Origin of the sequence: Paenibacillus mendelii (assembly GCF_024498075.1) — a bacterium.
GTDB lineage: Bacteria > Bacillota > Bacilli > Paenibacillales > Paenibacillaceae > Paenibacillus_Z > Paenibacillus_Z mendelii.
In genome coordinates this window covers 1-15532 of the sequence record NZ_JANHOF010000011.1, presented here as the reverse complement: position 1 = coordinate 15532, position 15532 = coordinate 1, and the positions used below count along the sequence as shown (strand labels likewise).

The 15532-nt window shown below is 56.9% G+C and carries 2 protein-coding genes and 1 pseudogene; all 3 read left to right on the top strand.

Annotated elements, in window-relative coordinates:
- Positions 1 to 5: 5 nt before the first annotated feature.
- Complete coding sequence (locus NNL21_RS25340) at positions 6 to 12437, top strand: non-ribosomal peptide synthetase (RefSeq protein ID WP_204821138.1); 12432 nt, start codon at positions 6 to 8, stop codon at positions 12435 to 12437.
- Between the two features lie 302 nt (positions 12438 to 12739).
- Positions 12740 to 13771 (top strand): fatty acid desaturase family protein, encoded by a 1032-nt coding sequence (locus NNL21_RS25335; protein ID WP_256555466.1) that lies wholly within the window; start codon positions 12740 to 12742, stop codon positions 13769 to 13771.
- A 404-nt stretch (positions 13772 to 14175) separates the two neighbouring features.
- Positions 14176 to 14325, top strand: a pseudogene (locus tag NNL21_RS25330) (integrase core domain-containing protein); the annotation flags it as partial.
- Positions 14326 to 15532: the final 1207 nt, after the last annotated feature.

Genomic DNA, 15532 nt, shown 5'->3' with positions numbered 1-15532 from the left:
TCGAGATGGCCAAATTGGAACGGGAGCTGGTCGAGGATATCATCGCCCTGACTCCCATGCAGGAGGGAATCCTGTTTCATTATCTGAAGGATCCCGGCAGCGACGAATATTTCGAGCAGCTCAGTCTGGAAATCGAAGGGGACGTTGACGAGACGTTGTTTGCCGAGGCTTGGCGGCGCGTCGCGGAGGGCAATGAGATGCTGCGCACCATGTTCCGCTGGGAGAAGGTGAAGGCGCCCGTTCAAATCGTATTGAAGGCGCATCCTTTGCGGCTGCAGGTGCATGATCTTGAGGGCATACAGGCGGATAAGCGCCGCGAAAAGCTGGAAGCGATCCGAGCGAACGACCGGGCGGACAAGTTCGATCTCCGGCAGGTGCCGTTCCGGATTGCGCTGTGCCGGCTGGAGAAGGACCGCAGCGAGATGATCATAAGCCATCATCATATTTTATTCGACGGCTGGAGCACCGGCCTTCTTCTGAAGCAATTCATTGACGCATACAAGCGGCTCAGCCGATCGGAGACGGTCGTATTCCCCGCAAGGAAGCGGTTTAAGGATTTTGTCATGACTGTTCAAAATCAGGATAAAGATGAGCAGCAGCGGTATTGGCGGCGTATGTTCGAACGGTTCGAGACGCAGGCTCGGCTGGCTTCGGGAGATTCGGGACCCGGCATCGCGAAGAGCGATGTCCATTATTCGGTTACGCTGGACAAGAACAAGCCGGAAGAGTTCGCGAGACGGAACGAGGTGACGCTCGCCGCGCTTGTTTATGCCGCATGGGGGATCGTGCTGCAGAAAAACGCAAACGCCCGCGACGTCGTATTCGGTACGACCGTATCCGGCAGATCCGCCGCGATTTGGGGAATGGAGGAAGTCGTCGGCTTGTTCATCAACACGCTGCCGCTGCGGGTAAGCCGCGATGCGGGCGAATCGGCCGTCGAGCTTGTGCGGAAGGTCCACCGCAGCCTGCTGAGCCGGGAGGAGCATGAGCACACGCCGCTCGCCGACATTAAACGCCATGCAGGCATGGATGGCCGGACGGACCTGTTCGATACGATAGTCGTATTCGAGAATTACCCGCTGGACCGGATCGTGACGGCGCGGCGGGAGAGCGAGGACGGCATCGCCTTCCGCTCGTACGCCGCGTTTGAGATGACGAACTACGATCTGACCATCAGCGTCACGGTCTCGGACGAGATCGAGGTCACCTTCAGCTGCAAGGAGTATGCCTTCGCCGCTTCGGCGGTCAAACGGCTTGCGGAGCAGCTGACCGCCGTCATGGAAGACGTCGCCGATCACCCCGGCAAGCGGGTGGAAGAGATCGAGCTTGTGTCCCCCGCCGAGAAGGCGCGGATATTGCGCGAATTCAACGGCATGCGCACGCCGTTCCCGGAGCGAGCGGCGGTCAGCCGGCTGTTCGAGGAGCAGGCAGCGAGAACGCCGGAGCTTGCGGCCGCGGTGCATAACGGGCGGACGGTCACCTACCGGGAGCTGGACGCGATGTCGAACAGCCTGGCGCACGAATTGCGCAAGCGGGGCGTGAAGAGCGGGGATGTCGTCGGCATTATGGCGGAGCGGTCCGTCGAGACGACCGTCGCCATAATCGCCGTCCTGAAGGCAGGCGGCGCCTATTTGCCGCTGGACCCGGCGTATCCTGAATCGCGTAAGCAGTATATGCTGGAGGACGGCGGAGCGCGACTGCTGCTGGCCCGGCGGGGGACGCTAGGGGAGGGAGGCGGGAGCGACGCAGTGGACGTTGCGGGCGCGGAACGGGCCGCCGGATTGCCGGCGGCCGACGGCATCCTGCTGCTGGACGATCCCGCGCTATTCGCCGGCAATACGTCCCCGCTGTCCGCCGACCCCGATCCGGGAGGGCTGTTCGCCGTCTTCTATACGTCGGGAACGACGGGGAAGCCGAAGGGCGTGCAGGTGGAGAACCGAGGCGTCGTCAATATCGCGCTCTGGTTCGGCGACATGTACCGCATCGGCAGCGGCATGAATGTGCTGCAGATGACGAACGTCGTGTTCGATCCGAGCATCGAGGAGATCTTCGGCACGCTGCTGCACGGGGCGACGCTGCATATTGCCGACAAGAGCCTGATTCTCGACCCGGGGCAGTTCGCCGATTATGCGGACCGGCATCACATCCATCTGATCAACCTTGTTCCGACTTTATTGAAGCAACTGGTCGGCGGGAGGCGGAGGCTGGACAGCCTGCGCACGATCATCTCCGGAGGCGAGCAGCTGGACGATGCGCTTAAGGACGAGCTGACCGGCATGGGCTACGAGCTGTACAACCATTACGGACCGACCGAGACGACGGTGGACGCGCTGTTCACCCGCTGCTCGGAACGGAAGGTTTCCCTCGGCAGGCCGATTGCCAACATGAGATGCTATATTCTCGATTGCGACAGCAATCTCGCCCCCACCGGCGTCGTAGGGGAGATCTGCCTGGCCGGAGCCGGCGTGGCCCGGGGTTATGCGAACAGCCCGGAACTGACGGCGGAGAAGTTCACGGACGATCCGTTCGTCCCGGGCGAACGGATGTACCGGACGGGCGACCTCGGAAGGTGGTCGCCGGACGGGGAAGTGGAATTGATCGGCCGGGCCGACCATCAGGTGAAAATAAGAGGGTACCGTATCGAACTTGGCGAAATCCAGAACGTCCTTTTGAAGCATGACCAAATCCGGGATGCCGTTGTGATCGACCGGGATGGCGGCAACGGAAAAAAATCGCTCTGCGCCTATTACGTGTCGGATGGCGAGCCGGAGGCCGCAACGTTGAGGGCGTTTCTGTCCAAGAAGCTGCCGGACTACATGGTTCCCTCCGCTTATGTGCGATTGGAGCGACTGCCGCTGACCGCGGTCGGGAAAATCGACCGCGGCGCGCTGCCGGCGCCCGATCCGGCCGCGGCCGGAAGCGGCTATGCGGCGCCGCGCAGCGAAACGGAGGCGAAGCTTGCCGGAATATGGGCGTCTGTCCTCGGCGTCGACGAGCAAACCGTCGGCATTCACGACAACTTTTTCGAGCTGGGCGGGGATTCGATTCTGAGCATTCAGATCGCCGGGAAAGCGATGCAGGCGGGCATGGCGATTACGGTGAGCCAAATGTTCAAGCATCAGACGATCGCCGAGCTCGTGGCAGCCGCGGAGCTGACGGAGGCCGGGCACGACGGGAAGCGGGGAGCATCGGAGGAGGAAGCGTCGGGAGAGGTGCCGCTGACGGCGATTCAGCGCTGGTTTTTCGAGCAGAAGCTGGAAAACGTTCATCATTGGAATCAGGCGGTCATGCTGGAAACCCGCCTTGGCCTGAAGCCCGAGCTGCTGCGGGAAAGCTTCCGCGCGCTGACGCGAGCGCACGACGGCTTCCGGCTGCGCTTCCACCGGCGCGGCGGACAATGGATTCAGTCTTATGCAGCGGTTGAGGGGGACCATCTGCCCTTCCGGGTTTGCGATTTGTCCGGCATGGAGCCGGCGCGGCGCGAAGCCGAACGGAAGCGGATTTGCTCCGCGCTCCACCGCGGTCTGAACTTGACGGACGGACCGCTGGCGGCGGCGGCTTATTTTGAAAACGGGAACGGGCAGAGCGGAACGCTGTTCATGGCGGCTCATCATCTGATCGTGGACGGTTACTCGTGGCGGGTCATTGCGGGCGATATCGGAGAGCTGTACGATCAGCTAGAACGAAGCGGGTCGGCGCTGCCGCCGCCGAAGAGCCTCGGCTTCAAGGAATGGTCGGAATACGCGCATGCGTATGCGGCTTCATCCGAGTTATTGGAGAAGCGCGGCTTTTGGCTGGACGCCGCCCCAGCCGCCGCCAGGCCGATTCCCGTCGATTTCAAGGACGGCGTGAATGCCGAGCGGGATGCGCGGACGGTATCCGTCGCACTCACCAAGGAGGAGACGCGCCGGCTGCTGCTCGATATCCACCGGCCGTTCGGCACAAGAATCGACGATATTTTGCTTGCGGCGCTGTCCCGCACGCTGGCGGGCTGGTCGGGGGAGACAACGGTCGATCTGGAAGGCCACGGACGGGAGAAGCTGCTGGAGGAGCATGATCTGTCCCGCACGGTCGGATGGTTTACGTCCGTCTTTCCCATCGTTCTAGGCGATGGTGACGTGAAGGGGGATGAGGAGGACGATGGGCGGCCGGCTGGATCGACGGGCACGCTCATCAAGCGGGTGAAGGAACGGTTTCGCGGCATTCCGCGCGGCGGAATCGGCTACGAGATGCTCCTCTATCTCGCGGAGGAGGACGTCCGCGCGGCGTTCGCCGCGAGGCCGAGAGCGCAAATCAGCTTCAACTATCTGGGCCAGTTCGACCAGCTGTTCCGAAACGACGCGCTGTTCATTAAGCCGGCAGCCGACCCGGGCGATACCCGGGATCCGGAGGGCATCCGCAGCCATCTCATCGATATCGACGCGATCCTATCGGACGGGGAGCTGACCGTCGACTGGAAATACGGCTCGAAGATCCATGAGGAGACGACGATCAAGCGGCTCGCGGACGATTTTATGCGCAACCTGAAGGCGATTATCGCTTATTGCCGGCAAGCGGAGACGCGGCAGTTTACGCCGTCCGATTTTCCGCTCGCTCCGGCCGCGCAGGACAAGCTGGACGAATGGTCCTCCCGGTACCGCAATATGGAGGATGCGTATACGCTGTCGCCCGTGCAGCAAAGCATGATTTTCCATCATGTCTATTCGCCGGATTCCTCCGTCACCGTGGAGCAGACCGTCTATACGATCAAATCCGTGTTGAATATCGAGGCATTTCGGCGCGTATGGCAGACGATTCTGAGCCGCTACGAAAGCTTGCGGGCGTCCTACCATTGGGAGGGGCTGAAGGAGCCTGTGCAGCTCATTCACGGCGGGATCGACATCCCGTTCGAGGTGCTGGATTGGACGGACGCCGCAGAAGCCGAGCGAACCGGAAAGCTGGAGCGATGGATCGATTCGGACCGCCGGCTCGGTTTCGATCTGTCGAAGCCGCCGCTCATGCGGATTACGGTCGTGAAATGGGCGGAATCCGTTTACGACGTCATCTGGACGCACCATCATCTCCAGCTGGACGGCTGGTGTGTCGGCATTCTGCTGGGCGAGATCGGAACGCTGTACGAAGCGTATTGCGACGGACGGGAAGCGGCGCTTCCCGCCGCTCGGCCGTTCAAGGACTACATCGCCTGGTTCCGCGGCCAGGATTTGCAGCTTGCGGAGCAATTTTGGAAGCGGACGCTCGCCGGATTTCGTACGCCCGTCCGGTTTGCCGATTTGTTTCCGTCGGCGAACGGAGCGGAAGATCGGGCGCAGGCGTTCGGCAAAGCCGAGCGTGACGTTTCGCCGGAGCTGCAGCGGAGGCTCCGCCAATTCTCGCGCAAGCACCGCGTCACGCTGAACACGATCGTACAGGGAGCCTGGGCGCTGCTGCTGAACCGCTACGCCGGCGAAACCGACATCGTGTTCGGCACGACGTCGTCGGGCCGACCGGCCGACCTCGCCGGTTCCGGCTCCATGGTCGGCTGCTTCATGAACACGCTCCCGTTCCGGGTTCTTACGGCTGACGATGCCAGCACGATCCCATGGCTGCAGGACATTCAGCGAAGCAGCGTGGAGATGCGGCAGTACGAATATACGCCGCTCGCCGACATTCGCAGCTGGAGCGACGCGCCGAGAAGCTCGGCTTTGTACGACCTGTACGAAAGCATCGTCATTTTCGAAAACTATCCGTTCGACGAGACGCTAAAGGACGGGCTCGGCTCACTGCGCATCGAGTCGCTGCGCGTGGAAGAGCAGATGGATTATCCGCTGACCGTCTACTGCAATTTGCAGCCGGAGCTGCATTTCAAGCTTCTGTTCGATTGCCGCTATTTGCGCGAGGAGGAGGCCGAGCGGATTCTCGGCCATCTGATGAATCTGATCGAGGGGCTGCTTGCCGGCGGGGAAGCGGCGATCGGCGACATCCCGATGTTATCCGCCGCCGAGCTGCGGCGGCTTGCCCATAACGGCGGCGCGATGGACTATCCGCAGGAGCGGTGCTGGCATGAGCTGTTCGAGGATCAGGCGCGGTTGCAACCGGAGCGTACCGCGGTCATTCAGGAAGACGAGCGGCTGTCGTACGCCGAATTGGATCTTTTATCGAACCGGCTGGCGAACAAGCTGAAGACTTGGGGCGTCGGTCCCGACGTGCCTGTCGGCTTGTATGTCGAACGGTCCATTCCGATGATCGTCGGCATGGTGGCCATTCTGAAGGCGGGCGGCACCTTCCTGCCGATCGACGCCGACTATCCGGGCGAGCGTGTCGATCTGATGCTGGACGATGCCCGCGTCCCCGTGCTGCTGACCGAGTCCGCGCTGGAAGGGAAAGTTAAGGGCGGCGGATGCCGCACCGTCTGTCTGGATACCGAAGGGGAGGCGCTGATGCGGGAGGCTGGAGACCGTCCGGTTTCCGAGGCGAAGCCCGAAAATCTGGCCTATATCATCTATACGTCCGGCTCGACCGGCAGGCCGAAGGGCGTCATGATGCCGCATGAGGCGGTCGTCAGTCATACCGTCGACATCATCGGCCGGTACGAGCTTACGCCGGAGGACCGCGTCCTGCAATTCTCCTCGATCGGCTTCGATATTTCGCTGGAGCAGGTACTGACGACGCTGGCTGCCGGCGCCGCGCTTGTGCTGCGGGACAAGCATACATGGACGCCCCGGGAATTTTCGCAGAAATGCGAGGCGTACGGCCTTACAGTGACGAATCTGCCCACCTCTTATTGGAACGAGGTCGTGCAGCTGTGGCACTCCGCCCCGGACACCGTCCCGCATGGAAGGCTGCGGCTGATGGTCGTCGGCGGGGAACGAATGCTGCCGGAGAGGGTCGCGCAGTGGAATCGGCTGCCGGGCGGCCGGATCGGGCTGCTCAACGCATACGGCCCGGCGGAGACGGCGATGACGAGTACGCTGTACTCGGCTTCCTCCGAAAGCCCCGCAGCGGACGCGGAACGCGCAAGCACGCCCGTCGGAAAGCCGCTTGCCAACCGGCGGATTTATATCGTGGACGAGCGCATGCGGCCGGTTCCGGCGGGCATTAAGGGCGAGATCTGCATCGCCGGCATTCCGCTGGCGCGCGGCTATTTGAACAATCCGGGGCTGACGGAAGAAAAGTTTCGGAAGGATCCGTTCTTTGGCGGATACGGAAGCTGGCTTTACCGGACCGGCGATTTGGGCAGGATGCTGGATGACGGGAATTTCGAGGTGCTCGGGCGGAAGGACGAGCAGACGAAAATCCGCGGCCACCGCATCGAGATCGGCGAGATCGAAAGCGTGCTGAACCGGTGCGAGCTCGTGCACAGCGGCGTGGTCGTCGTCAAAACAAGCGCTTCGGCGGAAAACGATCTTGCCGCCTTCTACGTCGCTTCCGGGACGGAGGGGAACGACCCTTCCGGCATCCGGGAATTTATGCGCGGCAGTCTTCCGGCTTACATGGTCCCGTCGTTTATCGTGCCGTTGGATCGGCTTCCGCTCAATCCGAACGGAAAAATCGACCGCAAGGCGCTCGCCGCTCTTGAAATGGGGGTGGATCCGACCGAACAATATGAAGGGCCGGAAAACGGCATTCAGGCCAAGCTGATCGCGATATGGGAACAAATACTCGGAGTCGGCGGCATCGGCATTCATCATCATTTCTTTGAGTGCGGGGGCCAATCGCTGAAGGCGATCAAGCTCATTTCCGAAATTCAGCGGGAATTCGCGACCGAGCTGTCGCTTGCCGACGTGTTCGAAGCGCCGACGATCAAGCAATTTTCGGCATTGATCGAACGCGCGGCGCAGATGCGGGACGGTTCGCCGGACGAATATGCTGCGGCCGCGATAGAAGTCGGGCCGGTGGCGGGCGAGCTTGCGCATCCGTCGGATAAGCGGACGCTTCCGGCCATCGAACCGGCAGCGGAGAAGGAGCGCTACGTCGTCTCGCCGGCACAGCGAAGGCTGTTTATCGTCAACAAGCTCGCGGGCGCAACGACCAGCTATAACATTCCCGGCGCGGTGCTGCTGGAGGGCGATCTCGATGCCGCGCGGCTGGAACGGGCTTTCCGGGCGCTCGTTGAGCGGCACGAGGCGCTCCGCACCTCTTTCGAGCAGGAAGGGGACGCCATTTACCAGCGCATTCATCGACGGGCGGAATTAAAAGTTTCCCGTCTGCGCGCCGCCGAAAGCGAGCTGAAGCGCGTGTTCGAGCGGTTCGTGCAGCCGTTCGATCTGGCGCGCGCGCCGCTGCTCAGGGCTGCGCTGGTCGAGGTGACGCCCGTGAAACGGCTGCTTATGTACGACATGCACCATATCGTATCGGACGGGCTGTCTGTTGCCATTCTGATCCGTGATTTTGCCCGGCTGTATGCAGGCGAGACGCTGCCGGCGCCGCCGGTCCGCTATCGGGATTACGCCGAATGGCAGAACGGCCGGTTGAATGCCGGAGCGTTCCGGAAACAGGAGGAATTCTGGGTCCGCGCATTCTCGCCGGATATCCCGTTGCTGGACTTGCCGACCGACAGGCCGAGGCCGCAGGAGACGACAAACGAGGGCGGTCAGGTCCGGTTCGAGCTGGACGGCCGTCTCGGTTCCGGGCTGAACGCGCTGGCGCGCGGGCAAGGCGTGACCCTGTATGCGGTGCTGCTTGCGGCTTTTAACATCCTGCTGCATAAGCATTCCGGTCAGGAGGATATCGTGGTCGGCAGCCCCGTTGCGGGCAGACGGTCTTCCGATTTGGATGCCGTCGTCGGGATGTTCGTGGGCACGGTAGCGCTGCGGAATTTCCCCGAACCGGGCAAATCGCTGGGCGAGTTCGTAAAGGAAACGGCGGCCCGTTCGCTGGAAGCGCTGGACCGTCAGGACTACCCGTTCGAGGCGCTGGTCGAGAAATTGCAGCCTAACAGGGCGCTGAACCGCCATCCGTTGTTCGACGTCATGTTTGCTTTTGAAAATGTCGATCTGGCGCAGGCGCGGGTCGACGGCGTCGACATTACGCCCTATGAACCGGAAGGCAGCAATGCCAAATTCGATCTCGAGCTGAAGGCAACCGAAAAGAACGGCGGTCTGCGGCTTGCGCTGGAATACAGAACCGCGCTGTTCGACCGGGAAACGATCGGCCGGATGGCGGAGCATCTGATCTCGATACTGGAAGCGATGGCGGCGGACTTGACGGTTCCGATCGGAGAGCTCGAGCTGTTATCCGCGGAGGAGAAGCGGCTGCTGGCGCGGCTCAATGAAACTTCGGCACCGTATCCGAAAGAGCGGACGATCAAGCGGCTGCTCGAAGAGCGGGCGGAGAAAAGCGCCGGCCGCACGGCCGCCGCGTCCGGACCGGATACGCTGACGTACAAGGCGCTGAACGAAAAGGCGAACCGGCTCGCCAAACGTCTGATCGAAGCGGGAGCCGGCCCGGGCAAGGCGTTCGGTATCCTGGCGGAGCCGTCGCTCGACATGATCGTCGGCCTATGGGCGGTCATTAAAAGCGGCGCGGCTTACGTTCCCATCGATCCCGAATTTCCGGAGGAACGGATTCAGTTCATGCTGGCGGACAGCGGCGTGATCGGGCTGCTCTGCCAGCCGCATTTACAGGCGTCGGCCGATTATCGAGGCGCAATCATTCCGCTCGATCAGGCCGCGCTGCCGCCCGGGGACGAAGAGAATCCGGCGGATAACGGGTCGTCCGACGATCCGGTCTACATCGTGTACACATCGGGGACGACCGGCGTTCCGAAGGGGGTGCCCGTCAAGCAACGCAGTCTGATCAATTACTGCGCATGGTTCACCCGAACGGCGGCGCTCACGGCCGGCGACCGGACGATGCTGCTGTCGTCCTTCGCATTCGACCTGGGCTATACAAGCTTATATTCGTCGCTGCTGAACGGAGGCGAGCTGTATCTGGCCGCAAAGGCGGATTATGCCGATACCGGCAAGCTGCTGGAGATGCTGCGCCGCCGCCGGATCAGCTATATCAAGCTGACGCCGTCGCTATTCGGCCTGCTCACGGGCAGTCCGTCCTTCGCGGAGCATGCCGATCTCGTGGAATTGAGATTGGTCGTGCTCGGGGGCGAGGAGCTTAAGCCCAACGATGTCCTGAAGTTCCACAGCCGCTTCCCGCACGCGGCGGTGATGAATCACTACGGGCCGACGGAGACGACCATCGGGGCGATCGCCCGCCCGATCGCGTTCGATCGCGGGGATGAACCGCTCAAAGGCTCCATCATCGGCAGGCCGATCGACAATATGAAGGTATTTCTGCTCGATGCGCGGCTGAAGCCGGTCCCGGTCGGTGCTGTCGGGGAAATCTGCATCGCCGGGGACGGATTGGCGGACGGTTACTTGAATGAAACCGGGCGGACGGGCGGCAAGTTCGTCGAAGCCGCGGTTTCCGGAACCGGCAGCGTCGGCTTGTACCGGACCGGCGACCTTGGCCGATTGACGGCGGACGGCGAGATCGAATTTCTCGGAAGAGCCGACAATCAATTGAAAATACGCGGCTACCGGGTGGAGCCGGAGGAAACGGCCGCCGTGCTGCGGAATCATGGTTCGGTCGCGGACGCGGCCGTCATCGTCAGGAAGAATGCGCAGAACGACCCGATATTGTGCGCGTATGTGGTGCCGAGGGAAGATGCGGATATAGCGGAGCTGAGAGCGTATGCCGCAAGCAGGCTCCCGCATTATATGGTGCCTGCCGCGATGATTCGGGTGGACGGCATCCCGCTGACGCCGAACGGCAAAATCGATGCCAAGGCGCTCCCCGATCCGTCGGACGCACCGGGCACGGACGGCGGATACGAGCCGCCTGAAGGGCCGGTCGAACGGAGGATGGCGGAGCTTTGGGAAAAGGTGCTCGAACGCGCCGGCGTCGGCGCGCAGGATTCGTTCTTTGAGCTGGGCGGACATTCGTTGAAGGCGATGCTGCTGGCGGCGGACATTCAGCGGGCGTTTCGTGTGGCGATGCCGCTGCGGGATATTTTCAAAGCCCCGACCGTGCGAGCGATGGCCCGCTATGTGACGGAAGCGCCGGAAAACATCCATTCGTCGCTTCAGCCGCTGCCCGAAAGAAACGTTTACGAGCTTTCCTCCGCCCAGCGAAGACTGTATACGCTCGATCAAATCGAAGGAATCGGCACCAGCTACAATATGCCGAGGGCGACGCTGCTGGAAGGCAAGCTCGATCCGGATCGGCTGAAGCGGGCGTTCCGCGAAATCGTGCAGCGGCACGAGGCGTTCCGCACCTCCTTCGAGATCGCGGACGGCGAGCCGGTGCAGCGGATTCACGACCACGCGGACGTCGATATTCCATTTTGGGACGGCGGCGAGGATGCCAATCTCGATCCGGAGCGCGGATTGACCGGCAGGGCGGAGAGGCTTTTCGAGGCATTCATCCGTCCGTTCGATCTCGGCAAGGCGCCTCTGCTCCGAGTCGGAATCGTCGCCTTGGGCAAGGATCGGCATTTGCTGCTGACCGACATGCACCATATCGTTTCGGACGGTTATTCGGTCGGCATACTGGTGCGTGAATTCGTGAAGCTCTATGCAGGCGAAGGCGGCGAATTGCCGGAAATGACGCTGCAGTACAAAGATTTCGCCGCTTGGCAGAACGGGTTCGTGAAGACGGAAGCGGCCGAGCGTCAGCTGCGGTATTGGGCGGAAGAGCTGTCCGGTGAGCTGCCCGTCCTGAATCTGCCGACGGACTTTCCGCGTCCGGCACTGCAAAGCTTCGAAGGCGCAAGCATCCGGTTCTCCGCCGAACGCGGGCTCCGGGATCGGCTGGAACGGCTCGCGCGTGAATCCGGCGCGACGCTGTATATGGTTCTGCTGGCGGCTTACAGCACCCTGCTGTCCAAACACTCCGCCCAGCAGGATCTGATCGTCGGCGCGCCCGTTCTGGGCCGGATGCATGCGGAGTTGCAAAGCATCATCGGCATGTTCGTCAGCACGCTTGCCATCCGCAGCCGTCCGCAGGGCGATCGGACCTTTGCCGGGCTGCTTGCGGAGGTGAAGACGAGCTTGCTTGAAGCGTACGACAATCAGGACGTGCAGTTCGACTTGCTGCTGGAACGGCTAGAATTCAAGCGGGATCCCGGCCGTAACCCGGTATTCGGCACTATGCTGGCGCTTCAGGAGGCTCCGCGGGACGAACGGAACGCCGGAGAAATGAAGCTGAATCCGGTAAGCTACGGAAAACGCGATTCGAAATTCGATCTGTCGCTGTTCGCTCAGCCGGACGAGAGCGGCATTCATTTCGAATTCGAATATGCGACCAAGCTGTTTACGCAGGAGACGATGTCGAAAATGGCGGACGATTTTCTGTCCGTTCTGGACGCCGTCAGCCGTGATCCGGACATTGCGCTGCACGACATTGAAATCGGCGGCCTAGCCGACGACAGCGCCGAAATGGATAATGTCACGTTCCATTTCTGAATCATAGCAACGCCTCCGAAATCCACGACGGATTCGGAGTTCGGAGGCGTTGTCGTATGAGGATGTCCCAAAAGTCGATAGATGGGACATCCTTTTTTCATTTCTTTAGACGAATAGTGGCTATTCATGCGAAAACGTTTTCCGATCGCTGTTGTACCTTCTGATTTCTGAACGCGGATACCTTAGCTGCGAAATTCGAGGTGCAAAGGCGAACGCTTGACGTTTCTACGGACGCCGTTCGCGTCGTCGACTTTAGTATTACAAAAGTTACATATATAAATATAGACAGGAGTGTCAGTACAATGAGCATGGTTGTGAGTGAGCAAAAGATTTTAAATGAGAAAGATAATAATGATTCACATCAAATCGAGATAGAGTACTATAAAGGACATCAGTTTTCAAAAGATCTACTTAGTGAAATTAGGGCCTTACAAGAAAAAAATAACTGGTATAACTTTTTCTCATTAGTTTTAGATTGGCTTTTAATAGTTATGGCAATTGTAATAACACAATTATATTCGAATATTATAGTATATATATTATCTATTATTTTAATAGGCGGTCGTATGCGTGGACTAGATAATTTGATGCATGAGTCAAGTCATAAAATGTTATTTAAAAATAAAACACTTAATAAGTGGATTGCTTCAATTTTTATCGCTCTTCCTGTAACTACAAACTACAATTTATACTGTAGTTCACATTATAAGCATCACAAATACTTGTGGACAGATCAAGACCCAGATACCTCGGAACTAAAACAATTCGGATTGGGAAGTAACTCAATAACAAAAAGGCAATTCGTACTGAGATATATATTTGGCTCATTTCTGATAAAACACATAATTAAAAATATAATAGATTGTATCACTAGGTTAGTTTCTAAAGATCAGCAAACCAATTTCGAGTATTTCATCAAGCTGAGCGGCTGGATTATAATATTATCTGTTTCTGTGTTATTTAATTTTTGGCAAGAACTTTTACTATTCTGGTTTGTTCCTTTAGTTACAGTATTCCCTATTATCCGCTTTTGGTCTGACTTGGCAGATCATTCTGGACTAGAAGATTCCAATCCATTTCACTCCAGTAGAAACAATTACGGAAGTTGGCTTGAAAGACTAATCTTGACTCCGCATCATGATAACTATCACATTGTACATCACTTATTTCCTTCTATTCCTCATTTTAATCTTAAAAAAGCACATATAATTCTTTTAAAGCACCCGGAGTATGCAAAGGCTAGTCATTGTACTGGTTTTTTTAATACTTTTCTTCCAGGTTTTAAATCGGTTATTTCGGATGTTGTAAAAAAGATGAATAAAAACAGATACTGAGCATAAATAGGTCGGTGGAATTTGTACGATTGATTCCGTTTGTCCAACAAAGATGGCTTGTGTTGGCTGCGGTGCAAAGGTTCCACGACCGGAGTTTAAAGAAGAAATACTAGCGCACTTCAATTGGGCAAATGAAAGCGAGAAAAGGTTTGAACACCAGGGGCTACCACTTGAAGCTAAGAAAATGAAAATTGCCAAGAACCGCGCCAAACATGAGTTAGATGAAATTCGTCATTGAAAAATATCAAAAGGATGAGATTTATCGATACTCCAACATTTGATTTGGCTACATGACGTTTATGAGAAAAAGAAGAGGCGTGCCTTAGAGCTAGGAAAATGTCTCGATGGATGGGAAAGGCCGAGCTACGGACAACAGCCGCACAGAGCGTTAATTCCGATCACTCAAGTACGAATGTATCTTTCTTAACGAATTTGAAGACCCTCGCGCGCTGCGTAAAGGGATAGCTCGTTATGTCCAATTTTACAATCAGGAACGCCCTCATCAGTCGCTGGGGGGATCCACGCCCGATCAATTCTATGCAACTCCTTCTTAATTTGCTAGACTACACTACATTAGGAGGATTAACTTATTCCTTTAAAATTCGTGTCTTGACATTGGGGGGCATTACACCGATTGCGCGTGGCCGCGTTTGTTTTTGTATGCCGATCTACATGCCGAATGTACTTTGTATGGCAATGAGGACAAGTCAAAGGACTTCAATATATTTGAAATCGCGTCCACATTCGGAACATTTAATTATCTTTGATTTCCACCTTGGGATATCTTTCCTAAAGAATAGGTAAAACTGCCTTAAACCGATTAATACACCGATAATAATAACAAGTAATTCTAAGATACCAAATGAATTTTGGGATCAATTTTATTTCATTCAGAGCCGCTAATGAGTGAAATTATTGAAAATAATAAAGATATAGCACAAACATTAATTGAATTAGAAACTTGGGCACAACAATCAATAAAAATTACAACAGACAAGGATTAGATTTGCATTTTCATTATTGTATTTAAATTAATTTACGAATTATTGGATAGAGGTGTTATTTATGGATCAGAGAATTGATTCAATTCTTGCTAATAAATTTCCCTCATCAATAACAAAGGAACATTAAGATGCTTTAAGGTCTAGAGTCATGCAAAATCCGAAAAGACCAAAGATGTTAAAGTTATAAATCGCTTAGAAAGCTTGGAAGAAGGTAACAATTAGTTAGTACGTTAGCAATCCTTCATAGAGATTCACGCCAATAATTTATGAAGGCCATAGCAACAAAGCAGGGAAGACCCCTAATGCAAAGAAAAATATTCAGAGAAGCATATCTTAACCGTTATAAAGGTACAAGGTATGCTTCTTTTTGTTATTGGATATTTGCAAGCTTTAAGTTTCTTTTCTTGTTCGAATCGTGTCGGATAGCTCAACTGCATCTTGTTCATCATGTTATTGAGGATGCTTCAGAAGGTTCTGTTGTAGATATCTATGGAAACAAGTACAAAATTGAAGGCCTTGTTGATACTCGCTTATGGGTATAATATCAATAGCAGAGGACACATTACTCGAATAACACTTAAGCGGCCAATAACATTTACACAAAACCCGTATTTTATACATAAGTATATAAGCCAGTACTGGCGCAACGCGGCTGCCGATCCAGGCAGCCGCGTCTTAGTTGTTTATTAAGCTAACCAGCCGCTCGGTTGCCACGATCTCTTCTTCAGTCATTTTACGATGGAACGAAAAATCAAAG